Origin of the sequence: Arthrobacter zhaoguopingii, assembly GCF_009828595.1 — a bacterium.
GTDB classification, from domain to species: domain Bacteria; phylum Actinomycetota; class Actinomycetes; order Actinomycetales; family Micrococcaceae; genus Arthrobacter_D; species Arthrobacter_D zhaoguopingii.
Map to the genome: position 1 here is coordinate 194,023 of NZ_WPNY01000003.1, position 22,963 is coordinate 216,985.

A 22,963-nucleotide genomic window follows, 5' to 3' on the forward strand; every position below is an offset into this window, starting at 1 on the left:
GGCGGGCCGGGCCTATCCGAAGCGGCCAGAGACGTAGTCCTCGGTGGCCTTGACGGAAGGCTTGCTGAAGATCGTCGCGGTCTCGCCGTATTCGATGAGCTTGCCTGGCTTGCCGGTGCCGGCGATGTTGAAGAACGCGGTCTTGTCGGACACGCGGGCGGCCTGCTGCATGTTGTGGGTGACGATCACGACCGTGTAGTCGTTCTTGAGCTCGTTGATCAGGTCCTCGATGGCGAGGGTCGAGATGGGGTCGAGCGCCGAGCACGGCTCGTCCATCAGGATCACCTCGGGCGAGACGGCGATCGCCCGGGCGATGCACAGGCGCTGCTGCTGGCCGCCGGAGAGGCCCGAGCCCGGGCGGTCCAGTCGGTCCTTGACCTCGTTCCAGAGATTCGCACCGCTCAGGGACTTCTCGACCAGGTTATCGGCGTCGGACTTGCTGATCCGCTTGTTGTTGAGTTTCACCCCGGCCAGCACGTTGTCACGGATGGACATGGTGGGGAACGGGTTGGGCCGCTGGAACACCATGCCGATCTGGCTGCGGACGGTCACCGGGTCAACGTTCTGGTCGTACAGGTTGTCTCCGTCGAGGAGCACCTCGCCCTCGACCCGTGCGCCGGGAATGACCTCGTGCATGCGGTTCAGGGTGCGCAGGAAGGTCGACTTGCCGCAGCCGGAGGGGCCAATGAAGGCGGTGACCGAGCGGGGCTTGATTTCGATGTTGACGCCCTCCACAGCAAGGAACTTGCTGTAGTAGACATTGAGGTCCTTGACGTCGATTCGCTTGGACATGTTTTCCTTATTCGTTTTGCCGCGAAAGCTCAGCGGCTTGTCTTGGGGGCGAACATACGGGCGATCAGGCGGGCAGCGAGGTTCAGCAGCATCACCATCAGGATCAGCAGGAGCGCTGCCGCCCAGGCGCGCTGCGTGCTGGGGTCGGTGTTCGTGGGGGAGGTCGGCGTGAGGATCTGGTAGTAGATCAGGGTGGGCAGAGTGCTCATCCAGCCGCTGAAGACGTTCCAGTTGATTGCGCTGGCGAATCCCGCCGTCACAAGGATAGGCGCCGTTTCGCCGATCACGCGCGCGATGGCGAGGGTTACGCCGGAGGCGATACCGGAGATGGCGGTGGGGATGACGACCTTCGTGATGGTGCGCCACTTCCGCACGCCCAGGGCGTAGGCCGCCTCGCGCAGTTCGTTCGGAACGATCTTGAGCATTTCCTCGGTGGAGCGCACCACCACGGGGATCATCAGCACCGAGAGCGCGACGGCCGCCACGAAGCCCGTGCGGGTTCCGGGGCCGAACAGCAGCCCGAACAGGGCCGCGGCGAACAGGCCCGCGACGATCGAGGGGATGCCGGTCATCACGTCGACGAAAAAGGTGATGGCCCGGGTGAGCGGACCGCCCGTACCGTACTCGACGAGGTACACCGCGGCGAGCAGCCCGATGGGCACCGAGATCGCCGTCGCCCACAGGGTGATCTGCAGGGTGCCGACCACCGCGTGGTAGGCACCGCCGAGCACGGGTGTGCCGTCGGCGACCGAGGCGTTGTCAACGGCGCCGGTCACCCCGTTGAGCGAGGTGAACAGGAAGTCGTAGGAGATTCCGGGCAGGCCGCGCTCGAGCACGGTCCACAGCACCGACAGCAGCGGCAGGAGTGCGACGATGAAGGCCCCGTACACCAGGTAGGTGGCCAGCGAGTCGGTCGCCTTGCGTCCGCCTTCGACGACCGCGGTCACCGCGGTCGCGCCCAGGAGGAAGAAGAGGGCGGAGAAGAGGCCCCAGGACACGGCACTGAAGCCCACGAGGGAGGCTGCGGCCGCCCCGAAGACCAGGGCTGCGCCGAGGACGAGCCATACGGCGTAGGAGGGCAGCTTCCCCTTGGTGAGGGAGGACTGCCGGCGGGCCAGCGTTGCGCTTGTCATTAGTTGGCCCCCGAGAATTCTTTGTGGCGGGTGATAATCCAGCGGGCCACCATGTTGACGGCCAGGGTAATGACGAACAACACGAGGCCGGCGGCGATGAGTTCGCTGAGCCTCAGCCCGAAGGCCTCGGGGAAGTTGAGTGCGATCTCGGCGGCAATGGTCTGGTTGCCCGAGGCGATGAGGCTTGCACTGAGCGCTCCGCCCGAAAGGACGAGGGCGACGGCCATGGTTTCACCGAGGGCACGGCCGAGGCCAAGCATCGCGGCGCTGATGATGCCGGGGCGGGCGAAGGGAAGAACCGCCATCCGGATCATCTCCCAGCGGGTGGCTCCCATGGCCAGCGCCGCCTCTTCGTGGAGGTTGGGGGTCTGGAGGAAGATCTCCCGGCTCAGGGAGGTGATGATGGGCAGCACCATAACGGCCAGGACGATTCCGGCGGTGAGCATTGTGCGTCCGGTCTGGCTGGCGGGGCCCCCAAAGATGGGAATCCAGCCGAGGTTCTCCGCAAGCCACGCGTAGCCCTTGGCCAGCTCCGGGGCGAGCACCGCGTAGCCCCACGCGCCGTACACCACTGAGGGGATCGCGGCGAGCAGGTCGATGACGTAGCCGAAGCCCTGCGCGAGGCGCCGGGGGGCGTAGTGGGAGATGAACAGCGCGACGCCGATCCCCAGCGGGGTGGCGATCAGCAGGGCGATGGCGGCGGCCACAACTGTCCCGATGACGATGGGGAAGATGTAGGTGAAGAACCCCGCCCCTCCGGTGATTTCGGCGGGGTCGGCGCTGGCCACGGGGAGCGCCTGCACCAGCAGGAACACCGCCACGCTGAAGAGGACGGCGAGGATGAGACAGCCGGCGGCGAGGGTGGCACCGGAGAAAATCTTGTCTCCGGACTGGCCCGCGCCGCGGGTCTCGGTCAACGTAGTGGTGGACACTGCTAAACCCTTCGGAACTGTTTTGCTGGAGTGCACTCGATGTCTCGTCTAGTGCCTTGGATAGTGTTCATCGTTCCTCCGGCCAATACAAACCGGCCGCCCCAGCCGACCTGCCCGTGAACAGCGGAGTGCCCCGCCCGGCCGCGAGGCGACCGGACGGGGCATTCGGAAAGGTGCCTAGGAGGCAACGGTGATCGAATCGATCGCCGTCTGCGCCTGTTCGCGGAGGGTCTCGGAGATCGGCGCGTTCCCGGCCGATCCGGAGGCATCCTCCTGGCCCTGCTCGCTGACCGCGTACGAGGCGAAGGCCTTGACCAGGTCCACCGTCTCCTGGTCCTCATAGGTGGAGCAGTAGATGTGGTAGGACACCAGGACGACGGGGTAGGCGCCGGAGGCCTCGGTGTCACGCTCCAGTTCGAGGGACATGTCGACCTCGGAGCGGCCTTCAACCGGCGTCGCTGCCTCAACGGCGAGCGCGGCGGCCTCGGAGCTCAGCTCGACGTACTCCTCACCGACCAACACATGGACCTGTCCGAGATCCCCGACCGCGGAGGCGTCGGTGTAGGTGACCGCGCCTTCGGTGGAGGAGGCCGTGGAGACGACGCCGTTGGTGCCCTGGGCGTTCTCGGCGACGATGGCCGAGGGCCACTCGCCGGAGGCTTCATCGGTCCATACTTCGGGAGCCGCCTGGGCGAGGTACTCGGTGAAGTTCTCGGTGGTGCCGGACTCGTCGCTGCGGTGCACGACGGTGACCGCAGTGCTGGGGAGCTCGACGCCCTCGTTCTGCGACGCGATCGCCTCGTCGTCCCAGGTTTCGATCTCGCCGCGGAAGATCGAGGCGATGGTGTCGGCGTCGAGGTTCAGCGACTCAATGCCGGGCAGGTTGAAGGCCACGGCGATCGGGGAGACATAGGCGGGGATGTTGATCGCGCCGTCGGGGCCGCAGATCTCCTTCGAGGCCTCGTACTCTTCGTCGTCGAGGGCGGCGTCCGACCCGGCGAACTGGACACCCTCCGCCAGGAAGGCATCGCGGCCGGCGCCGGAGCCGTCGGGCGAGTACTGGACCGTGGCGCCGCTCTGGGCGGACTGGAAACCTGACTGCCAGGCCGTCATGGCGGCGTTCTGGGCGGACGAGCCGGCACCGGTCAGGGTGCCCGACACGGCGGCGGCGGTGGACTCGGCGGGGCCGGCCTCACCTGCGGGGGCGTCCGTGGCATTGTCCGAGCCACACGCGGTCAGAGCCAGTGCGGCTACGGAAATAACCGCCGCTGCGCGGCCGAAGCGAAGAACCTTCACTTGATATTGCCCCTTCCAGGGTTTGAACGTCAGTGCGCAGGAGACACCCGGGAGGGGTGTACGCGTCCTTGTACATCCCTCACCGTAGGCAGGTCAGTTAACGAGACTGGCCCCAAAAGATGAACGGAAGGTGAACAAGGCGGGGACATTGGCCTCCTATGCGAAACTGAACCCATGCCCCGCCGAGCAATTTCCGCTGCCGCAGCCTTTCTGGGCAACCGAAGTCGGGTCGGATTCAAGCGCAGCTCCAACTCGGTCCTGATGGCCCTGCAGATTACGGTCTGCGCCGTGGGCGCCTACGCCTTCGCGGAGCAGGTGCTCGGCCACGACGGCCCCCTGTTCGCCGCGACGTCCTCGATGATCGCCCTCGGGTTCTCAAGCGATCCCCGCCTGCGCCGGGTGCTCGAGGTGGGGCTCGGATGCACCCTGGGCATCGCCCTGGGCGATGTGCTCCTCGCGCTGCTGGGGACCGGAATCTGGCAGGCGGCCATCGTCCTGTTCGTCTCGATCCTGCTGGCGCGGTTCCTCGACAGCGGCACCATCTTCACCACGCAGCTGGGCCTGCAGTCGCTGCTGGTCGTCCTCCTGCCCGCACCCGAGGGAGGGCCGTTCACCCGCAGCGCCGACGCCGTCGTCGGCGGGCTGTTTGCGCTGATCATCACGATGCTGGTGCCGCGGGATCCGCGCCGTGCGCCGAAGTCCGAGGTGCAGGACCTCCTGGAGGAGCTGGCCGCGGTGCTTCGCGAGAATGCGGACGCACTCTCCCGCAGCGACTCGACCCTGGCCTGGCATGCCCTGGTGCGCGCCCGGAACACCCAGCCACCCTTGGACGCGCTGATGAAGAGCCTGCGGGCAGCCCAGGAGGTCGCCCTGATCTCCCCGGCCCAGCGCCGGCACCGCGGCGAACTGGGCTCCCTTGAGCGTTCCATCGAGGCGATCGACCTCGCGGTGCGCAACAGCCGCGTCTTTTCGCGGCGGCTGACCTCCGTGATCAACCACGCCGCGCTGAGCGATGAGGCCATCGCCTCCCTGAGCCAGGCCCTTGAGGACACTGCGGATGCCGTCACCGTGCTCGCCCGGGGCCTTGCCGGCTCCCACCCGGCCGAGCGGCGGTTGAACCTCCGCTCCGCCCGCAACGACCTCGCGGCGGTCGCCACCCAGCTCCACCCGGCCAGGCTGAACGTGTCGCGGCTCGAGGGTGAGGGGCTGATCCTGTTGTTCCGCCCCCTGGTCGTAGACCTCCTGCAGGCGTCAGGGCTGTCCCACGACGAGGCGGCGGGGTACCTCCCCCGGCTCTGACGCGGAGGTGGTGCCGGCTCGAATGTCCGGGGGCGCCGCTAGGCTGAGGGGATGGCAACAAAGACTGCAGCCGCGCGCTCCGGACGCGGCACGACCCCCACCTACCGGTGTGCCGAGTGCGGCTGGACGACGGCGAAGTGGGTCGGCCGGTGCGGTGAGTGCCAGGCCTGGGGCACGGTCGAGGAGACCGGCCAGCCGGTGGCGCGCACGACGGCGGCGGCGGTGGTCACCCAGGTGGCCCAGCGCATCGCCGACGTCGACGCCACAACCGCCGCCTTCCAGGCCACGCGCATCGACGAGCTGGATCGGGTGCTCGGCGGCGGGCTTGTTCCCGGGGCCGTCATCCTGCTGGCCGGTGAACCCGGAGTGGGCAAGTCCACCCTGCTGCTTGACGTCGCGGCCCGGGTGGCCCGGCTGGGACGGGATGTCCTCTATGTCACCGGCGAGGAGTCAGCTGCACAGGTGAAGCTGCGCGCCGAGCGGATTGCGGCCGTCGCCGATACCCTCTACCTCAGCGCCGAGACCGACCTGGGCCAGGCGCTGGGCCAGGTCGAGAAGATCCGCCCGGCTCTGCTGATCGTCGACTCGGTGCAGACCCTCAGCAGCGCGGCCGTCGACGGTTCCGCCGGAGGCGTGACGCAGGTGCGTGAGGTGGCCGCATCCCTGATCAATGCCGCCAAGTCGACGAATATGACCACTCTGCTGGTGGGCCATGTCACCAAGGACGGCTCGATCGCTGGGCCGCGCCTCCTCGAACACCTCGTGGACGTTGTGTGCCAGTTCGAGGGTGAGCGGCACTCGCGCCTGAGGCTGCTGCGGGCGGTGAAGAACCGGTACGGCCCAACCGACGAGGTCGGCTGCTTCGACCTGACGGACGCGGGTATCGAGGGGCTCGCCGACCCGAGCGGCCTTTTCGTCTCGCGGACCAAGGACCCGGTTTCGGGAACCTGCATCACCGTCACCCTCGAGGGGCGGCGACCGCTGCTCGCCGAGGTCCAGGCGCTGCTGGCCGAGTCGGCGAATGCGCAGCCGCGGCGGGCCACCAGCGGTCTTGACAGTGCACGGGTGGCCATGCTGTTGGCCGTGCTTCAGCAGCGCGCCTCACTCAGCCTGTCCAAGGACGACAGCTATGTGGCGACGGTCGGAGGGGTGAAACTCTCCGAGCCGGCCACCGATCTCGCCGTCGCGCTGGCCGTGGCGTCGGCCAAGACCAACCAGCCGCTGCCGGCCCGGCTGATCGCCTTCGGGGAGGTCGGGCTGGCCGGCGAGGTGCGGCCGGTGCCGGGAATCTCGCGGCGGATCCACGAGGCCGAACGGCTCGGCTTCACTCACGCCGTGGTCCCGGCCTCCCCCAACGGGCCCGGGCCGGTCCCCAAGGGCTTCACCGTGCGTGAGGTCTCAACCCTCACCGAGGCACTGGCACTGATCTTCTAGACCGGTCCGGCCGCGCCGCTTCTCCGGATTCTTCCGCCGCGCCCCGGGTCCCCGGAGGTGCGCCGGGGGCGGCGGGAACCGGCCGCAGGCAGACACCGACACCGGAAAATCCGGGCGCGCCCACTAGTATTGTGATCGGCTGCGTGGAATGTCCGTGTCCGCCTCGGCCCGGCGCCACTTCCCGGGCCACCCCACCACGCGGTCCCCAACGGCGCGCGGACGCTGAAAGGATGGCACGATGCCCCGTAGCCCCGAGGACGCCCTCAAGGCCACCCTGGCCCGGGTCGCACCCGGAACGCAGCTGCGCGACGGACTCGAACGGATCCTCCGCGGCCGGACCGGTGCGCTGATCGTCCTGGGCTTCGACCGGACCATCGACTCCATCTGCTCCGGCGGCTTCGACATCGGCATCGACTTCTCCCCGACCCGCCTGCGCGAGCTCGCGAAGATGGACGGGGCCATCGTCTGCGACCGGGATGCAAGCAATATCCTGAGGGCCGCCGTCCAGCTCGTCCCGGACAGCAACATTCCGACCCAGGAGTCGGGCACCCGCCACCGGACCGCCGAGCGGGTGGCGATCCAGACCGGCGTCCCGGTGATTTCCGTCAGCCAGTCGATGCAGATCATTGCCCTGTATGTGAACGGGCTGAGGCACGTCCTCGAAGGGTCGGAGCCGGTGCTCGCCCGCGCCAACCAGGCCCTGGCAACCCTCGAGCGGTACCGTGCCCGCCTCGACCAGGTCACCAACTCCCTGTCGGCCCTGGAGATCGAGGCAATGGTCACAGTGCGGGACGTCGCCATCACCCTGCAGCGCCAGGAGATGGTCAGGCGGATCTCGGAAGAGATCTCCCAGTATGTCCTTGAACTAGGGGTGGATGGACGCCTGCTGTCGCTGCAGGTGGAGGAACTCACCACGGGCCTCGGGCCGGGCAGTGAAATGGTCCTGCGCGACTACATGGATCCCAGCAGCAACGGCACGTCCCCCGAGGAGCGGGTAGCCACCCTCCAGAATTTCAGTTCCACCGACCTGATCGACCTCGGAACAATCGCCAGCGTCCTCGGGTTCAACCCCTCGACCGATTCCCTCGACGCCGTCGTCCAGCCCAAGGGATACCGGCTGCTCTCGGGCATCAAGGCTGTGCCGCCCGCCGTAGCGACCCGGCTCGTCGAGCACTTCGACGGCCTCCAGAACCTGATGGCCGCCAATATCGAGGACCTGATGGCCGTCGACGGCATCGGTGAACAGCGGGCCCGCACCGTGCGCGAGGGCCTTTCCCGGATCGCCGAGACGTCGCTGCTTGACCGGTTCATGTAGCCGGCCGGCGCGGAGCCAGCCGCGGTCGGGCTACTCGAGGACGAAGGTGGCCGGAGGGCTGGTCCGGCTTCCGAGTTTAGTGGTCAGAGTATAGGTGCCGGGGCCGGGCGCCGCCTCGACGGCCTCGCATCCGGGCATGCTGCGGATCCGGTCCCAGGTGAAGGACGCCTTTTCCTCAGCACCGGGGACGACGTCCTTCATCAGGTCCTCCGAGCCGTCCTGGCAGTCGACGGATGAGAAGATCCGGTCCGAGGCGCTCGTGACCTGGAACTCCATCTGTGAGGTGCCGACATTGACCTTGCACGGTGCGTCGCCGTCATTGCGGACCACCAGGGTGAAGGCGGGCTTCTGCTCCCGCCCGTACGTCTTCGCGTCGGTGACCGCCTCGACGGACACCGACTTCTCGTCGCACTTCGCCGCGGGCGCGGGTTTGGGCGGTGGCGCGGAGGCCGTCTCCTGGGCTGCAGGGGCGGAATCGGCCTCCGCCGCCGGGGTGTTCCCGGCGAGGGCGTCGGCGACGAACTTCGCCCCGACCGCCAGCCCAGCGATCACGAGCAGTGCCAGAATTGCGGCCACCAGCCGCCGTCTGCGGTAAACGGCCGGGCTTGGTCGGCGCGGCGGGTACCCGGAGCTTCCGGAAAGGCGCTGACTGCCTGCTGATTCCATGGTCCAAGGCTAGGGATTCGGTGCGGATTGCCGGAGGCACCACGCCGGTCAGTAGAGTAGGAAGAATTGTTCTCAGGAGTTCGAATGTTTTCTCGGCGGGACCTCCCAGCCCTGCACCGGTCCGTCATTGAGTGGTTTGATTCAGCCGCCCGGGACCTTCCCTGGCGCAGCCCGGACCGTTCCGCGTGGGGTGTGCTTGTCAGCGAGGTGATGCTGCAGCAGACGCCCGTGGTGCGGGTCCTGCCCGTCTGGAACGAGTGGATGAGCCGCTGGCCCTCCGCCGCGGACCTCGCAGCCGCGGCCCCCGGTGAGGCGGTGCGGCACTGGGGACGGCTCGGATACCCGCGGCGCGCCCTGCGCCTGCACGCGGCGGCCGCGGCTATGGTCGACCGCCACGGCGGGGCCGTCCCGGGAACGTACGGGGAACTGCTGGCCCTGCCCGGAGTGGGAAGCTATACAGCCGCCGCGGTGGCGGCCTTCGCGTTCGGGCAGCGCGAAACTGTCGTGGACACCAATATCCGCCGCGTGCACGCCCGCGCCGTCACCGGCAACGCCCTGCCCGCGCGCTCCCTGACGGCAGCGGAAATGTGCCTCGCCGCCGACCTGCTCCCGGCGGAGCCCACCGAGTCGGTGCGCTGGAACGCCGCGGTGATGGAACTCGGGGCGCTCGTGTGCACTGCGCGGAGCCCGGCGTGTGAGCAGTGCCCGGTCCGGACCGCCTGTGCCTGGCTTGAAGCTGGCCGCCCTGCCGCCGAGTATGTTCCGAAAGGCCAGGCTTGGGCGGGAACCGACCGCCAGGTCCGCGGGGCGGTCCTGGCGGTGCTGCGCGAGGCCGAGGGCCCGGTGGTTCGCGACGTGCTGCTGAGCGGGCCCGTCGACCTCGGGCTGGGCGGGGAGGGCCGCCTGTCCGCCGCGCTCTCCCGGCTGCACGGGCTGGGGGCACCCGAGGAACAGCGCGGGCGTGCCCTTGCGGGCCTGCTCGACGACGGCCTGGCCGAGGAGACAGCAGCCGGAATCCAGCTGCCCACGTAGGAACTCCCGGCGCCGGCCGCTCCCGACGCAGCCGGCCCTGACGCAGCCTGTCCCGATCCCGTGCGTCCTAGCCCTGCCCGTCCTGGTTCATTTCGCCGAACCCGCCCTCCACGGCCGCTCCGATCAGTTCGATGGCCGCCTCGGCGTCCGGTCCCACCGCCTGGGCGCTCACCGTCTTGCCCTTGCCCAGCCCAAGGCTCATCAGGAGCATCACCGACTTGCCGTCGATGCCGTTGACGGTGACCTCCGCATCGAGGTCGGCCAGGCCCCGGGCAAGGACCGCGGCAGGACGGGCGTGGAGGCCCATGTCGTTGGGGAGGACCCAGGATCCGCTGGCCGACGGCCCCTGCGGAGCCGGGGCCTTGGCGGTTCCAGGTGCGGCGGCCGACCGGCTCACGAAGGGTTCGAGGGCCTCGGGCCGGATGGAGACAACGGCCTCCTCGGCCGCGCGCAGGACTTCCTCGATCGAGCCGCCCGCCTGCGCCTGCACCGCTGCTGCAACCGCCCCCTCGACGAGGGCTGCACTGGCGAGGCGCACCGTGGCGCGCTCGTCCTCGTCGAGGAACTCGAGCGCCATTTCGGCGGTCATCACGGCCGAACCGAGGTCGGTGAGGATGACCACCCCGTCCCCCTGCCCGGCTTTCGTGATGGCGTCCGCCACCTTTTCGAAGCTTGTCCCGATCCGTGCCGCACCGCCGTCGGCGTCGGTTCCCCCGGCCGGGACCAGGCGGACGTCCGCGGCCATCTGGGCGGCGAGCTCGCACACCCCCTCCGCGATCTTCGCGCTGTGGGAGACGATGACCAGCCCAACGCTCATCCGGGCTCCCCGGCGGCCTCGGCAGCGGCGGCGAGGATCAGGGCCGTCGACACAGCCCCGGGGTCGCGGTGGCCCGCGCTGCGCTCCCCGAGGTAGCTGGCCCGGCCCTTGCGTGCCACCAGCGGATCGGTGGCCACGGCACCGGCCTGCGCAGCGTTGGCGGCCGCGGCGAGGACCGCGCCCGCCCCGGCACCGGCGGAGGCCGCCGTCGCCGCCGCCTCCACCGCCGGGGTCCACGCGTCGATCATCGTCTTGTCCCCGCTTTCGGCCTTGCCGCGGGCCACGATTCCGTCCCGGGCGGCCGAAAGCATGGCCACCACGGCGTCGGGCTGTGCCTCCGCGGCGTCGCCGAGGGAGGTCGCTGCGCGCAGCAGTGCCGTACCGTACAACGGCCCGGATGCTCCGCCGACCGTTGACATCAGGGTCATCGCCGCGGCCTTGAGCACCTCGGCCGGGGTAGCCGGCAGCGGGCCGGCGTCGAGCTTGGCGACGACCGCGGCGAAGCCCCGATCCATGTTCTCGCCGTGGTCGGCGTCACCGATCGCGCGGTCGAGCTCCATCAGCTGCGTCCGGTTTTCGGCGACAGCGCGCGCGGCGGCGCGCAGCCACTCCTGAGCCCATCCGGCGTCGAGCGCCATGCCTAGACCCCCCACCGCAGGGCGGCGGTGGACACCGGGGAGTCCCACAGGGTGATCATCTCGTCATCGAGCTTCAGCACCGTCAGCGAGGCGCCTTCCATCTCGAGGGCGGTGATGTAGTTGCCCACGAGGGACCGCTCCACCGTGACCCCGCGCTCCTTCAGGAGGGCGACGGCCTTGCGGTAGACGATGTAGAGCTCACTGGCGGGGCTTCCGCCCATGCCGTTGACCATCAGCAGGACCCGGTCCCCCGAGCCGAGGTGGAGGTCGGCCGTGATCGGCTCGAGCAGGCGTGTGGTGATGCCGTCGGCGTTCTCCATGGCGATGCGGTGCCGGCCGGGTTCGCCGTGGATTCCGATGCCGATCTCGATCTCATCCTCGGCGAGGTCGAAGCTGGGAACCCCGGCGTGGGGTACGGTGCTCGGTGCGAGCGCGGCGCCCATGGAGCGCACATTGTCGATCACGCGCTGCGCCACCGCGGTGACCGCCTCGAGGTCATCTCCGCGTTCGGCCGCGGCTCCGGCGATGCGCTCGACGAAGACCGTCCCGCCGACCCCGCGGCGCCCGGCGGTGTAGAGGGAGTCCTCGACCGCGACGTCGTCATTGACGAGCACGGAGCGGACCTCAACGCCTTCGGCTGCTGCGAGTTCGGCGGCCGTCTCGAAGTTCAGGACGTCGCCGGTGTAGTTCTTGACGATGTGGAGTACGCCGGCCCCACCGTTCACGGCTGTGGTCGCGGGGAGGATCTGGTCGGGCGTCGGCGAGGTGAACACCGCCCCGGGCACTGCGGCGTCGAGCATCCCGCGCCCCACGTACCCGGCGTGGAGGGGCTCGTGGCCGCTGCCTCCGCCCGAGACCAGGCCCACCTTGCCTTGGACGGGCGCGTCCTTGCGCACGACGAAGAGGGGATCGGTATGGACGGTGACCAGATCGGCGTGGGCGAGGCCGAAGCCCTCCACGGACTCGTTGACGACGGCCTTGGGGTCATTGATGAGCTTTTTCACGAAGGTACGCTCCTTCTCGGCTGGGCGAGGTTTCGGCCCGGCTGCCCCCTGTGGACCGCACCGGCCACGATGAACGATACCCGGTGGCAGGGCCCATTCCTATAGCGGTTTTTCTCCATCCCTGCCGTGAGATGCGGTTAAACAACCGCGGGAGAGGCCCCTTTGCTGGGCACTCTCCCGTGGCTGGGCCGGATGCTGCGATCCGGGCCGTGCAGTTCCTTAGCGGTCGCCCTTCTTGAAGGCGTCCTTAATGTTTTCGCCGGCATCCTTCAGGCTTGCCTTGGTCTGGTCCTTGTGGCCTTCGGCCTCGAGGCTCTGGTCGCCCGTCGCCTTACCGAGACCTTCCTTGATCTTGCCACCGAGGCCTTCGCCCTTGTTTCCGACCTTGTCATCCAGTCCCATGATTAGACTCCTTTTCTCTCGGCATTCGGGCCCCGGTTTCGGGAAACCCAACCGCACCGCGAGCGATGCTAAGCACTCTTACTATATCGGGGTGGAGCCGCCCTGACCACCTCCAGCCGGCGGGAACCGCCTAGAGCATGCGGATCATGCGCGTGTTTCCCAGGGTATTCGGCTTCACCCGGGCCAGGTCGAGGAACTCCGCCACGCCTTCGTCATGGGAGCGCAGGAGCTGCGAATACACCTCCGGGTCCACCGGCGACTGGTCCTTCATTACCTCAAAGCCGCGCTTGCGGAAAAACTCGACCTCGAAGGTGAGGCAGAAGACCCGCCGAACCCCGAGGTCGGTGGCATCGGCGAGGAGCCGCTCCACCAGGGCCGTTCCCACGCCGCGGCCCTTCACCGATTCGGCGGTGGCGAGGGTGCGCACCTCGGCGAGGTCCTCCCACATCACGTGGAGCGCCCCGCAGCCCACCACCGTGCCGTCGGGGTCTTCGGCGATGCGGAACTCCTGGAGACCCTCGTAGTAGGCCACTGTCTCCTTGGCCACCAGGACCCGCTCGTCGGCCAGCGGCGCCACCAGGGCGCGGATGGCGGCGACGTCGGAGGTGCGGGCGGGACGGATGCGGAAGGACGGGCTCACCCGCACCAGTCTACAAAGCGGCAGGCACACCGGAGACTGCTGCGGCCGGCGCCGGCATGCGAAAGGCCCGCCCCGGTTTCCCGGGGCGGGCCTTTCGGTACTGCGGAGTGTTACTCGGGGACGGTCGCCTCAATAGCGGGCGGGGCGTCCTCGATGGCCTTCGGCTCGCCGTGGCCGACGAAGGTGAACTTCGCGTCGACGCCTTCGCCTTCGACGTCGACCTCCACCCGCTCCCCCGACTTGAGGTCGCCGAACAGGATCTTCTCGGACAGCTGGTCCTCGATCTCACGCTGGATGGTGCGGCGCAGCGGCCGGGCACCCATCGCGGGGTCGTAACCGCGCGTCGCCAGCAGCACCTTGGCCGCAGGCGTCAGCTCGATCGTCATGCCCTTGTCCGCCATGCGCTTGCCGAGGCGCTCGAGGAACAGGTCCACGATCTCCACGATCTCGCTCTGGGTGAGCTGCGGGAACACGACGGTGTCGTCGACACGGTTGAGGAACTCGGGCCGGAAGTGCTGCTTGAGCTCCTCGGTGACCTTCGCCTTCATCCGGTTGTAGCTGGTGTTGGTATCGGTGCCCGACTGGAAGCCGGTCATGACACCCTTGGAGATGTCGCGGGTTCCAAGGTTCGTGGTCATGATGATCACGGTGTTCTTGAAGTCCACCATGCGGCCCTGGCTGTCGGTCAGGCGGCCGTCCTCAAGGATCTGCAGCAGCGAGTTGAAGAGATCGGCGTGCGCCTTCTCCACCTCGTCGAACAGCACCACGGAGAACGGCTTGCGGCGGACCTTCTCGGTCAGCTGCCCGCCCTCTTCGTATCCGACGTAGCCCGGAGGGGCGCCGAAGAGGCGCGAGACCGTGTGCTTCTCGGAGTACTCGGACATGTCGAGGGTGATCAGGGCATCCTCGTCGCCGAAGAGGAACTCGGCGAGCGCCTTGGCCAGCTCCGTCTTACCGACGCCGGTGGGACCGGCGAAGATGAAGGAACCGCCCGGACGCTTGGGATCCTTGAGGCCGGCCCGCGTACGGCGGATGGCCTGGGAGATCGCCTTGATCGCCTCGTTCTGGCCGATGACCCGCTTGTGCAGCTCATCTTCCATGTGCAGCAGGCGTGAGGACTCGGCTTCGGTGAGCTTGAAGACCGGGATGCCCGTGGAGTTCGCGAGCACTTCGGCGATCAGTTCCTCGTCGACCTCGGCGATGTCGTCGAGTCCGCCCGACTTCCAGCGGCGTTCCTTGTCGGCGCGCTGGTCGTGGAGCTTCTGCTCCTTGTCGCGCAGCGACGCGGCACCCTCGAAGTCCTGGGCGTCGATCGCCGATTCCTTCTCGCGGCGCACGTCGGCGATCCGGTCGTCGATCTCCTTGAGCTCCGGCGGGGCTGTCATCCTGCGGATGCGCAGCCGGGCGCCGGCCTCGTCGATCAGGTCGATCGCCTTATCCGGAAGGAACCGGTCGGAGATGTACCGCTCGGCGAGGGTCGCCGCGGAGGCAAGGGCGCCGTCGGTGATCGAGACACGGTGGTGTGCCTCGTACCGGTCGCGCAGCCCCTTGAGGATTTCGATCGCCAGGGCCACGGAGGGCTCGGCGACCTGGATCGGCTGGAACCTGCGCTCGAGGGCGGCGTCCTTCTCGATGTGCTTGCGGTACTCATCGAGCGTGGTGGCGCCGATGGTCTGCAGCTCGCCGCGGGCGAGCATGGGCTTCAGGATCGATGCCGCATCGATGGCGCCCTCGGCGGCACCCGCACCCACAAGGGTGTGGATCTCGTCGATGAACAGGATGATGTCGCCGCGGGTGCGGATCTCCTTGAGCACCTTCTTCAGCCGCTCTTCGAAGTCGCCGCGGTACCGGGAGCCGGCCACGAGCGACCCGAGGTCGAGCGTGTAGAGCTGCTTGTCGCGGATCGTCTCCGGGACGTCCCCGCGGACGATCGCCTGGGCGAGGCCCTCCACGACGGCGGTCTTGCCGACGCCGGGCTCACCGATCAGCACCGGGTTGTTCTTGGTGCGCCGGGACAGGACCTGCATGACGCGCTCCATCTCCTTCTCGCGCCCGATCACCGGGTCGAGTTTGGATTCACGCGCGGCCTGGGTGAGATTGCGCCCAAACTGGTCGAGCACGACGGAACCCGCAGGGGTTCCCTCCTGCTGCTGGCCGCCGGCAGCAGCCGGCTCCTTGCCCTGGTAGCCCGACAGCAGCTGGATGACCTGCTGGCGGACCCGGTTGAGGTCGGCCCCGAGCTTCACCAGGACCTGCGCGGCAACGCCCTCACCCTCGCGGATGAGGCCGAGCAGGATGTGCTCCGTGCCGATGTAGTTGTGGCCAAGCTGCAGCGCTTCCCGCAGGGAAAGCTCAAGCACCTTCTTGGCGCGGGGGGTGAAGGGGATATGGCCGGACGGGGCCTGCTGGCCCTGTCCGATAATCTCCTGGACCTGCTCTCGCACAGCACCCAGGGAAATGCTGAGTGATTCCAAAGCCTTGGCGGCAACACCCTCACCCTCATGGATGAGGCCAAGCAGGATGTGCTCGGTGCCGATGTAGTTATGGTTGAGCATGCGGGCCTCTTCCTGGGCCAACACGACAACTCGACGGGCACGATCTGTAAATCTCTCAAACATGAGACACACTCCTAGCTAACGCGTAACTCGATGCTACGTGTACCCGCACAGGAATTGGGGCGTGTTCGCCACAGGCGAGAATATGCGCGGAACGGCCCGGTCAACGCTGGGCGGCGCGGTACGCCTCCACGATTTCGCTGTTCACGCGGCCCCGGGCGGATACGTTGTATCCGTTTTCCTTCGCCCATTCACGGATCTGTGCCGCTTCCTGGTTCCGGGCGGGGGCGGCACTGGCGCGCTGCTGCTTGGACGAGCTGCTGCGCCGGGCCGAGGAGATGTAGGTTCCCAGCGCCGAACGAAGTTCCTTGGCGTGGGCCTCCGAGAGGTCGATCTCGTACTGGACTCCGTCGAGTCCGAACCGGACGGTTTCGTCGGCCTCGCCGCCGTCTACGTCGTCAATGAGGATGATTTTCACTTTCTGCGCCACCATGAGCTCCTGAATTAGTGCGTGTATGCGAATATCCCCTAATTAGATTATGGGGCACGCTCAGGATGCCGTCAAAACATTACTTCGCTGAATTAGTTCCATCGATATCCGGCCCGGACTCCGGACCGCTGGTTTCAGTTGGTTCATCTCGGGAACGATCTTCCTCCCCGTGAAGTTCCCGGGCCCGGGACATCGCTTCCCGCTCGGACCGGTCAGCATTGAGGATGGTGCGCATCACAAAGTAGAAAAGAACGGCGAGGGTGGCCGAAGGCAGCAGCACTTCGAGGTATTCCATGGGCTCAGCCCGCTTCCGGCTTCAAAAGGGGAAAGAGGATGGATTCCCGAATTCCGGTATTTGTGAAAAGCATCACGAGGCGGTCGATGCCGAGCCCGATGCCGCCCATGGGCGGGGCACCGTACTCGAGGGCGCGCAGGAAGTCCTCGTCGAGCTGCATGGCCTCCTCGTCGCCTGCCGCGGCCCGGCGCGACTGCTCGGTGAGCCGCTCGCGCTGGATCACCGGGTCGATCAGCTCCGAGAAGGCGGTGCCGCGTTCCATGCCGCCGATGATCAGGTCCCACGCCTCGATCAGGCGCGGGTTGCTCCGGTGGGGCCGGGCGAGCGGCTGGGCAGACGGCGGGTAGTCGTACACGAAGGTGGGCTGGATCAGGGTCGGCTCGACGAGTTCCGAGAACAGCTCGAGGACAAGCTTTTCGGCATCCCAGGCCGGGTCGACTGACACTCCACGCTCGTCGGCGACGCGCGTGAGGACCGCCGCTTCGGTCTCCGGCCTGATCTCCTGCCCCAGAACCTCCGACAACCCGGGGTAGACCCCGAGCCACTTCCACTCGCCGTCGAGGTCAATGGTGCCCTGGGGTGTTTCGATGGTGCGCATCCCCAGGACGTCGGCGCAATTCAGAATCATTTCCTTCATCCGCTCGGCCATTCCGAACTGGTCGGTGTAGGCCTCGTAGGATTCGAGCATGGTGAATTCGGGGCTGTGCGTCGAATCGACGCCCTCATTCCGGAAAATCCGGCCGATCTCGTACACGCGGTCAATTCCGCCCACGACCGCTCTTTTGAGATAAAGCTCGAGCGCGATGCGGAGGGTCATATTCTGGTCGAAGGCGTTCAGGTGGGTTTCGAACGGCCGCGCGGTCGCCCCGCCGTGGACCAGCTGGACAATCGGAGTTTCGACTTCGATGTAATCGTTGGCGTGCAGGGTTTCGCGCAGGGAGCGGGTGATCGCAGCGCGGGTGCGGACCATGCTGCGGGCTTCCTCGCGGACCATCAGGTCGACGTAGCGCTGGCGGACCCGGGTTTCCTCGTTGACTCCGGCGTGAAGGGTGGGCAGCGGGCGCAGCGCCTTGGATGCCATGGCCCAGCTCTCTGCCATCACCGAAAGTTCGCCGCGCCGCGAGCTGACGACCTCGCCGGCGACCTGCACGTGGTCCCCGAGGTCGACCAGTGCCTTCCACTCGGCGAGCTGCTCCTCACCGACGACGGCGAGGCTGAGCATCACCTGCAGCCGGGTTCCGTCGCCCTCCTGCAGGGTCGCGAAGGCGAGCTTGCCGGTGTTGCGGATGAAGACGACCCGCCCCACCACTGAGACCCGGGTGCCGGTGGCCTCATCGGGTTCAAGGCCCGGGAACGCCGCACGGATCTCGGCGAGCGAGTGGGTGCGTTCCGGCTTGACCGGATAGGGCTCCCTGCCGCTTTCGATCAGGCGGGCACGCTTCTCGAGGCGGATCCGCATCTGCTCGGTGAAGTCGTCGGCGGAGAGGCCATCGGTGGTGGGGTTTTCTTTCGTCACGGTAGCCAAGTTTACGGGGTCCGGTAATCCCCGGATTTCACCCGCCGTCCAGTTCCATATTGTCGATGAGCCGCACCGGACCCACCCGGGCGGCGATGAGCGCCAGACCGGTCCCCGTGAACGGAGTGTTGGCGCAGGGAAAGGCGAGCGGCTCGAGGCTGAGCGGGTCGACGACCTCGAGGTACTCAAGGTTCACGGCGGGCACGCTGGCGATCATCGCCAGCACCGTGTCTGGGTCGAGGGGCTCGTTCCGCTCCGCCCGTTCCCTCAGCATGCCCAGGGCACGCTGCAGCACGAGGGCGGCCTCGCGTTCGGCTGCCGAGAGGAAGCGGTTGCGGCTCGACAGGGCCAGGCCGTCGGCGTCCCTCACCGTGGGCACGCCGACGATCTCGACCGGGAAATTGAGGTCGCGCACCATGCGCTTCACGAGCGCCAGCTGCTGGGCATCCTTCCGGCCGAAGTAGGCGCGGTAGTCGGCGGCGGCGTCGGGGGCACCGAGGTTCAGGAGCTTCGCCACGACGGTGAGCATGCCGTCGAAGTGCCCCGGCCGGAACGCCCCTTCAAGTTTCTCCCCGAGGGCGCCTGCCTGCAGCCGGACCTGCGGGGGGCCGTCGGGGTAGACCTCCTCGGCGGCCGGAGCGAACACCAGGTCCACCCCCTGGGCGCCCAGCAGTTCGAGGTCGGCCTCCAGGGTGCGGGGGTAGCGGTCCAGGTCTGCCTGTTCGCCGAACTGCAGCGGGTTGACGAAGATCGTGACCACGACGACGTCGTTCTCGGCGCGGGCCGCCGCGGCCAGGGCCGCGTGGCCCGCGTGGAGCGCGCCCATCGTCGGCACCAGTCCCAGCGACGGGCGCCGCGTGGCCCCGCCCTGGCCGTTCTCCGCGGCCCGGTGGAGCAGGTCGGCGCCGGCGCTGCGGAGGTCGCCGGCCGTCGTGACGAGCCGTGGAGTGCCCGGGGTCGTCTCGGTCATCGGTCGTCCTCGGTGGGGGCCGGTTCAAGGGCTGCGAGCACGGCTGCTCCCTGTTCGGCGCTGAGCAGGCCCCGGTCGAGTGCGCGCAGGGTAGTGGCCCGGGCCATGTCGCGGTAGGCAAGGGCGACGTCGGCCGCGTCGTGACGGGCCAGGGCGGTGGTGTGGGTTCGTACGGTCTCCACGTCGCCGCGGGCGACCGGGCCGGTCAGGGCCGACTCCCCCGAGCTCAGCGCGTTCTCGAGGGAGGCCTTCATGAGCGGGCCGAGCATCCGGTCGGGGCGCTGCACGCCGAGGTCGCTGAGAAGCTGCGCGGACTGCGACGCCAGGGTGACGAGGTGGTTTGAGGCATGGGCCAGCGCCGCGTGGTAGAGCGGCCGGCTCTCCTCCTCGATGATCACCGGCTCCGCGCCCATCTCCACGACGAGGGCCTGGGCGATCGGCAGGACCGCCGCGGGCGCGGTGATGCCGAAGGTGCACTCGGGGAGGCGTCCGAGGTCGAGGCTGAGTCCGGTGAACGTCATGGCCGGATGGATGGCCAACGGGATGGCGCCGGCACGGCGGGCCGGGGCGAGGACCTCGGTGCCGGAGCGGCCGGAGGTGTGGACCACGAGCTGTCCGGGCTGCCAGACCCCCAGGCGTGCCAGGCCTTCGACGAGTCCGGGGAGGGCGTCGTCGGGCACGGCAAGGAGCACCAGTTCGGCCCGTTCCACGATGACGGGAATGTCGAGGATGGGCACCCCTGGCAGGAGGGTTTCCGCGCGTTCCCGGCTCGCTTCGGAGACCGCGGACACTCCGACCACGGCGTGTCCGGCGGTGCGCAGGGCGGCGCCGAGGACCGCGCCGACCCTGCCGGCCCCGATGACGCCCACCCCGAGGCGGCCGGGTCTGCGTGAGGCTTCAGCGTTGTTCATGGCTACCGGGTCCCTCCGGGATTTGTCGCCTGTCCGGTGAATTAAGCGGTGGATTCAGCGGTGGCTGGTCGGGCGCTACCTGGTCATGCGGCGGCTGGTCGTGCAGCGGCTGGTCGGGCGCTACCTGGTCATGCGGCGGCTGGTCGTGCAGCGGCTGGTCGGGCGCTACCTGGTCATGCGGCGGCTGGTCGTGCAGCGGCTGGTCGGGCGGCGGCTGGTCGTGCGGCGGCTCGTGCGGCGATGAGCCGGGGCCTGACGGCTCCTGCGTCTCGATGGGGGGCGGGCCGTAGCTGGGCGGCGGAGGCATGACGGCGCCGGAGGGCTGCTGGATGGGCCTCATCCACTGCTCGGGGATGCTCCGCCGGCGCGCCTCGGCAGCACGCCGGGCCTGCCCCGAGAACAGTTCGAGCGCCGCGGTTTCGTCGATGTGGCTCAGGGAGGGCGCGACCGGACCGGGCGTCGTCTGCAGCTGCAGCTCCATCACCCGAAGGGCGCGCTCAAGGGGGCCCTGGTGAAGGGACAGCGACTGCGTCCGCTCGTGGGGCACGACGGCGAGCCTGCGGTGGAAGTACCCCGAGCGGACGAGCAGCGCCGTGCCGGTCACGGCGAAGCCGCTGCGCCGCCAGGTCAGCGGTGCAAGCCACCGGGCGCGCCGCGGCGCCGTGGTGAAGCCCTCGGCCGCCCCCGAGGCGTCAAGGCCGGCGGAGAAGACCTCCAACGGGCGCACAGTGCCGGGGTCAGGAAGGACGAGCGCGAGGATGGAGAACACCTCGGCGCGGGTTCCGACGGGCAGCAGCGTGGCCCGTGCCTGTCCCTCGCCCGGGGCGCCGGCCCCGTACCCGGCCACATTGGCGTTGATCCGGTACCAGCCCTTGAGCCGCCAGAGCAACGGCTGGTCGATTCCGACGGCCTGGACCCGGCCCGGGGGGACGGTCTGCGCCCGGGTGTCGAGCAGGCCGTACCGGACCCGGATGCCGTCGGGTGAGAGGGCGGCCCGGAAGTTGTAGCCGGAGTTGAGCGCGCTCCAGTACGCGCCGGCGACGCCCAGCGCCATGGGGATGAGGGTCGGTGCGGCGAACGGTGTGCGGAACACCACTGTCACGGTGGCGACGACGATCACCGCGGCCAGGAGCAGCACGGTGGTGCCCGAGAGCAGGACCGCGCCGATCACCCGGCTGGACGGCACCGCGACGACCTCGCGCTCGGGCGCCTCGGCGATGCCGCCGAAGGCATCGGGGGCCACCGCGGCGCCGGAGGCCCGGGCGAGGATGGTGGCCCGGAGCTGCTGGGCCTCGGAGAGGCGGAGGAAGGCCAGGCGGACCGCCGATTCGCCGGCATCGGCCACCTCAAACTTCAGCTCTGCCAGTCCGAAGATGCGGGCGAGGAAGGGCTGGACAACGTCGATCGCCTGGACGCGGTCGAGGCGGGCCTGCCGGTTCTGCCGAAACAGGACGCCCGAATTGACGCGCACGTACTCGGCAGTGACCTGGTAGCGGGTGAAGTACCAGGACACGAGGAACCCGAGCGCGATCAGGACGACGATGCCCAGGATGAGCGCGATGGTCAGCCCGATCCCAATGGCACCCGGCAGCCCTTCCCGGGCACCGGGGCCGAAGAGGCCTTCAAACCAGTCCCTGCCGAAGAAGAACGCAATGGCGGCAAGCGCGATCCAGCCGCGGACCAGCGGGGAGATCACCGAGACCCGGCGCCAGCTGTCGTCGACCGTCACCGGCGCCGGCGGGGCGCCCGGCAGGAGCCCGCCCGCCGGATCCGCCCCGTCGCGGGGCGGGCCGGGGTACGGCGTTCCAGGGTGCGGGTCCGGGACGCTCACAGACCCGCCAGCCGTGCTTCCCCGCGGCTTGAAAGCTGCTCGCGGAGTCGAGCTCCCTCGGTGGCGGGGAGGCCCGGGATGGCGGCGTTGGTGGCCGGGGACGCCGTGTGGAGTTTGAGGGTGCACAACCCGAATGCGCGCTCGAGGGGACCCACGGCGACGTCGACGTACTGCATGCGGCCGTAGGGGACCACCAGGGTGCGCTGGAAGATGACGCCGCTGCGGATCAGCAGGTCGTCGTCGCGCTCCGCATACCCGAGGGCGCGCACCTGGCGGGGAAGCAGCAGCACCCTCCACACGCTGATGAGGAGCACGACGGCCGGCAGGGCAATGGCGATGGCCAACGGCGGGAAGTCCGGCCACACCCCGGCGAGCCGGAGGATCAGTGGGATGCTGAAGATCAGCAGGTAGATCACCGACCCGACGAACCAGCCGATCAGGCGCACCCGGAGGTACTTGGGCGATACCCTGGACCAGACAATGCCTTCGGGGTCGATCGGTTCCCTACGCATACTCTCCCTCGCTTGTTCCCGGGGTGCCGGCACCGCCCTCATCCTCGGGCGGGATCCTGCAGAACCCCTCGACGACCAGGCCGACGACGACCATGACGATACCGCCGGCCATCAGGGCGAGGGTCCCCCACGCCGGTCCCAAAGTATCGCGTACGGCCAGCAGGGAGAGCTGGTCGACGAAAATGCCTGCATGCCAGCCGAGGCTCAGGGCGCCCGCGTAGGCGGTCGCCTGGGCCAGCACCAGGGTGCGGGCCGCAAGGATGGGGTTCAATTCACGGTCCCGTTTGCCGTTGCGCCACCGCAGCACCCGCACGCCGAACACGAGCGTCACGGCGATGATCAGCGCGACTGTGAGCAGCGAACTCAGGTGGAGTGAAGGGGTGGGGTAGCCGTTGCGGCCCGCCCAGAAGTTGACGGTCCATCCCAGAAAGCCGGAGACGATGCCGATGCCAAGCAGCCAACTGAACCGAATGCTCATCATGT

The 22,963-nt window shown here is 68.6% G+C and carries 23 protein-coding genes; 4 read left to right on the forward strand and 19 right to left on the reverse strand.

Going from position 1 to position 22,963, the window contains the following annotated elements:
• Positions 1–12: 12 nt before the first annotated feature.
• The 4 genes from pstB to pstS form a co-directional block, all read right to left on the reverse strand.
• Positions 13–792 (reverse strand): phosphate ABC transporter ATP-binding protein PstB, encoded by a 780-nt coding sequence (pstB, locus tag GVV86_RS05565; RefSeq protein WP_120165820.1) that lies wholly within the window; start codon positions 790–792, stop codon positions 13–15.
• Between the two features lie 29 nt (positions 793–821).
• Entirely contained in the window at positions 822–1,925 is a 1,104-nt protein-coding gene (pstA, locus tag GVV86_RS05570) for a phosphate ABC transporter permease PstA (protein ID WP_159617293.1), read from the reverse strand.
• Complete coding sequence (gene pstC / locus GVV86_RS05575; RefSeq protein ID WP_159801917.1) at positions 1,925–2,857, reverse strand: phosphate ABC transporter permease subunit PstC; 933 nt, start codon at positions 2,855–2,857, stop codon at positions 1,925–1,927. Before pstC ends, pstA begins: the two co-directional genes overlap by 1 nt.
• Positions 2,858–3,034: 177 nt before the next feature.
• Positions 3,035–4,153, reverse strand: a complete 1,119-nt coding sequence (gene pstS / locus GVV86_RS05580; protein WP_159801920.1) for a phosphate ABC transporter substrate-binding protein PstS — start codon at positions 4,151–4,153, stop codon at positions 3,035–3,037.
• Positions 4,154–4,327: 174 nt separating this feature from the next.
• Between pstS and GVV86_RS05585 the strand changes: the two genes are divergently transcribed.
• The 3 genes from GVV86_RS05585 to disA all read left to right on the forward strand — a co-directional run bounded on the left by GVV86_RS05585 (position 4,328) and on the right by disA (position 8,201).
• A complete protein-coding gene (locus GVV86_RS05585; RefSeq protein WP_159801922.1) occupies positions 4,328–5,452 on the forward strand; it encodes an FUSC family protein in 1,125 nt (374 codons plus the stop codon).
• 51 nt (positions 5,453–5,503) lie between these two features.
• The gene (radA, locus tag GVV86_RS05590) at positions 5,504–6,886 is read left to right on the forward strand and encodes a DNA repair protein RadA (protein ID WP_159801925.1); all 1,383 of its coding nucleotides are present in this window, start codon (positions 5,504–5,506) and stop codon (positions 6,884–6,886) included.
• Positions 6,887–7,124: 238 nt separating this feature from the next.
• The gene (gene disA, locus GVV86_RS05595; RefSeq protein WP_159801928.1) at positions 7,125–8,201 is read left to right on the forward strand and encodes a DNA integrity scanning diadenylate cyclase DisA; all 1,077 of its coding nucleotides are present in this window, start codon (positions 7,125–7,127) and stop codon (positions 8,199–8,201) included.
• 30 nt (positions 8,202–8,231) lie between these two features.
• Here the strand turns inward: disA and GVV86_RS05600 are convergent, their stop codons facing one another.
• Positions 8,232–8,867: a hypothetical protein gene (locus tag GVV86_RS05600; RefSeq protein WP_159617299.1), complete on the reverse strand. Its 636-nt coding sequence runs from the start codon at positions 8,865–8,867 to the stop codon at positions 8,232–8,234.
• 84 nt (positions 8,868–8,951) lie between these two features.
• Between GVV86_RS05600 and GVV86_RS05605 the strand changes: the two genes are divergently transcribed.
• Complete coding sequence (locus GVV86_RS05605) at positions 8,952–9,899, forward strand: HhH-GPD family protein (protein ID WP_159801930.1); 948 nt, start codon at positions 8,952–8,954, stop codon at positions 9,897–9,899.
• A 67-nt stretch (positions 9,900–9,966) separates the two neighbouring features.
• Here GVV86_RS05605 and dhaM read toward each other — a convergent pair whose 3' ends face one another.
• From dhaM to GVV86_RS05675, 14 genes are all read right to left on the reverse strand, one after another.
• Positions 9,967–10,716 (reverse strand): dihydroxyacetone kinase phosphoryl donor subunit DhaM, encoded by a 750-nt coding sequence (dhaM, locus tag GVV86_RS05610; RefSeq protein WP_159617301.1) that lies wholly within the window; start codon positions 10,714–10,716, stop codon positions 9,967–9,969.
• Positions 10,713–11,354, reverse strand: coding sequence for a dihydroxyacetone kinase subunit DhaL (gene dhaL, locus GVV86_RS05615; RefSeq protein ID WP_159617302.1), 642 nt, complete (start codon positions 11,352–11,354; stop codon positions 10,713–10,715). The genes dhaM and dhaL overlap by 4 nt, the downstream gene beginning before the upstream one ends.
• A 2-nt stretch (positions 11,355–11,356) precedes the next feature.
• Positions 11,357–12,358 carry a dihydroxyacetone kinase subunit DhaK gene (gene dhaK / locus GVV86_RS05620; protein WP_159617303.1) on the reverse strand — a complete coding sequence of 334 codons (1,002 nt, stop codon included), beginning with the start codon at positions 12,356–12,358 and terminating at the stop codon, positions 11,357–11,359.
• 219 nt (positions 12,359–12,577) lie between these two features.
• Positions 12,578–12,760 (reverse strand): CsbD family protein, encoded by a 183-nt coding sequence (locus tag GVV86_RS05625; protein WP_159617304.1) that lies wholly within the window; start codon positions 12,758–12,760, stop codon positions 12,578–12,580.
• A 130-nt stretch (positions 12,761–12,890) separates the two neighbouring features.
• Complete coding sequence (locus GVV86_RS05630; RefSeq protein ID WP_159617305.1) at positions 12,891–13,400, reverse strand: amino-acid N-acetyltransferase; 510 nt, start codon at positions 13,398–13,400, stop codon at positions 12,891–12,893.
• A gap of 110 nt (positions 13,401–13,510) precedes the next feature.
• Entirely contained in the window at positions 13,511–16,018 is a 2,508-nt protein-coding gene (locus GVV86_RS05635) for an ATP-dependent Clp protease ATP-binding subunit (protein ID WP_120165834.1), read from the reverse strand.
• Between the two features lie 100 nt (positions 16,019–16,118).
• Positions 16,119–16,445: a histone-like nucleoid-structuring protein Lsr2 gene (locus tag GVV86_RS05640; RefSeq protein WP_120166428.1), complete on the reverse strand. Its 327-nt coding sequence runs from the start codon at positions 16,443–16,445 to the stop codon at positions 16,119–16,121.
• A gap of 79 nt (positions 16,446–16,524) precedes the next feature.
• Positions 16,525–16,740 carry a hypothetical protein gene (locus GVV86_RS05645; protein ID WP_159801933.1) on the reverse strand — a complete coding sequence of 72 codons (216 nt, stop codon included), beginning with the start codon at positions 16,738–16,740 and terminating at the stop codon, positions 16,525–16,527.
• Between the two features lie 4 nt (positions 16,741–16,744).
• Entirely contained in the window at positions 16,745–18,199 is a 1,455-nt protein-coding gene (gene lysS, locus GVV86_RS05650) for a lysine--tRNA ligase (RefSeq protein WP_159802203.1), read from the reverse strand.
• Between the two features lie 94 nt (positions 18,200–18,293).
• Positions 18,294–19,226: a pantoate--beta-alanine ligase gene (gene panC, locus GVV86_RS05655; RefSeq protein ID WP_159617307.1), complete on the reverse strand. Its 933-nt coding sequence runs from the start codon at positions 19,224–19,226 to the stop codon at positions 18,294–18,296.
• On the reverse strand, positions 19,223–20,137 hold the full coding sequence (locus GVV86_RS05660; protein ID WP_159617308.1) for a Rossmann-like and DUF2520 domain-containing protein: 915 nt from the start codon (positions 20,135–20,137) through the stop codon (positions 19,223–19,225). Before GVV86_RS05660 ends, panC begins: the two co-directional genes overlap by 4 nt.
• Positions 20,124–21,968: a PH domain-containing protein gene (locus GVV86_RS05665; protein WP_246669886.1), complete on the reverse strand. Its 1,845-nt coding sequence runs from the start codon at positions 21,966–21,968 to the stop codon at positions 20,124–20,126. The genes GVV86_RS05660 and GVV86_RS05665 overlap by 14 nt, the downstream gene beginning before the upstream one ends.
• Positions 21,965–22,480 (reverse strand): PH domain-containing protein, encoded by a 516-nt coding sequence (locus GVV86_RS05670; protein WP_159617309.1) that lies wholly within the window; start codon positions 22,478–22,480, stop codon positions 21,965–21,967. Before GVV86_RS05670 ends, GVV86_RS05665 begins: the two co-directional genes overlap by 4 nt.
• Positions 22,473–22,961 carry a DUF3180 domain-containing protein gene (locus GVV86_RS05675; protein ID WP_159617310.1) on the reverse strand — a complete coding sequence of 163 codons (489 nt, stop codon included), beginning with the start codon at positions 22,959–22,961 and terminating at the stop codon, positions 22,473–22,475. The genes GVV86_RS05670 and GVV86_RS05675 overlap by 8 nt, the downstream gene beginning before the upstream one ends.
• Positions 22,962–22,963: the final 2 nt, after the last annotated feature.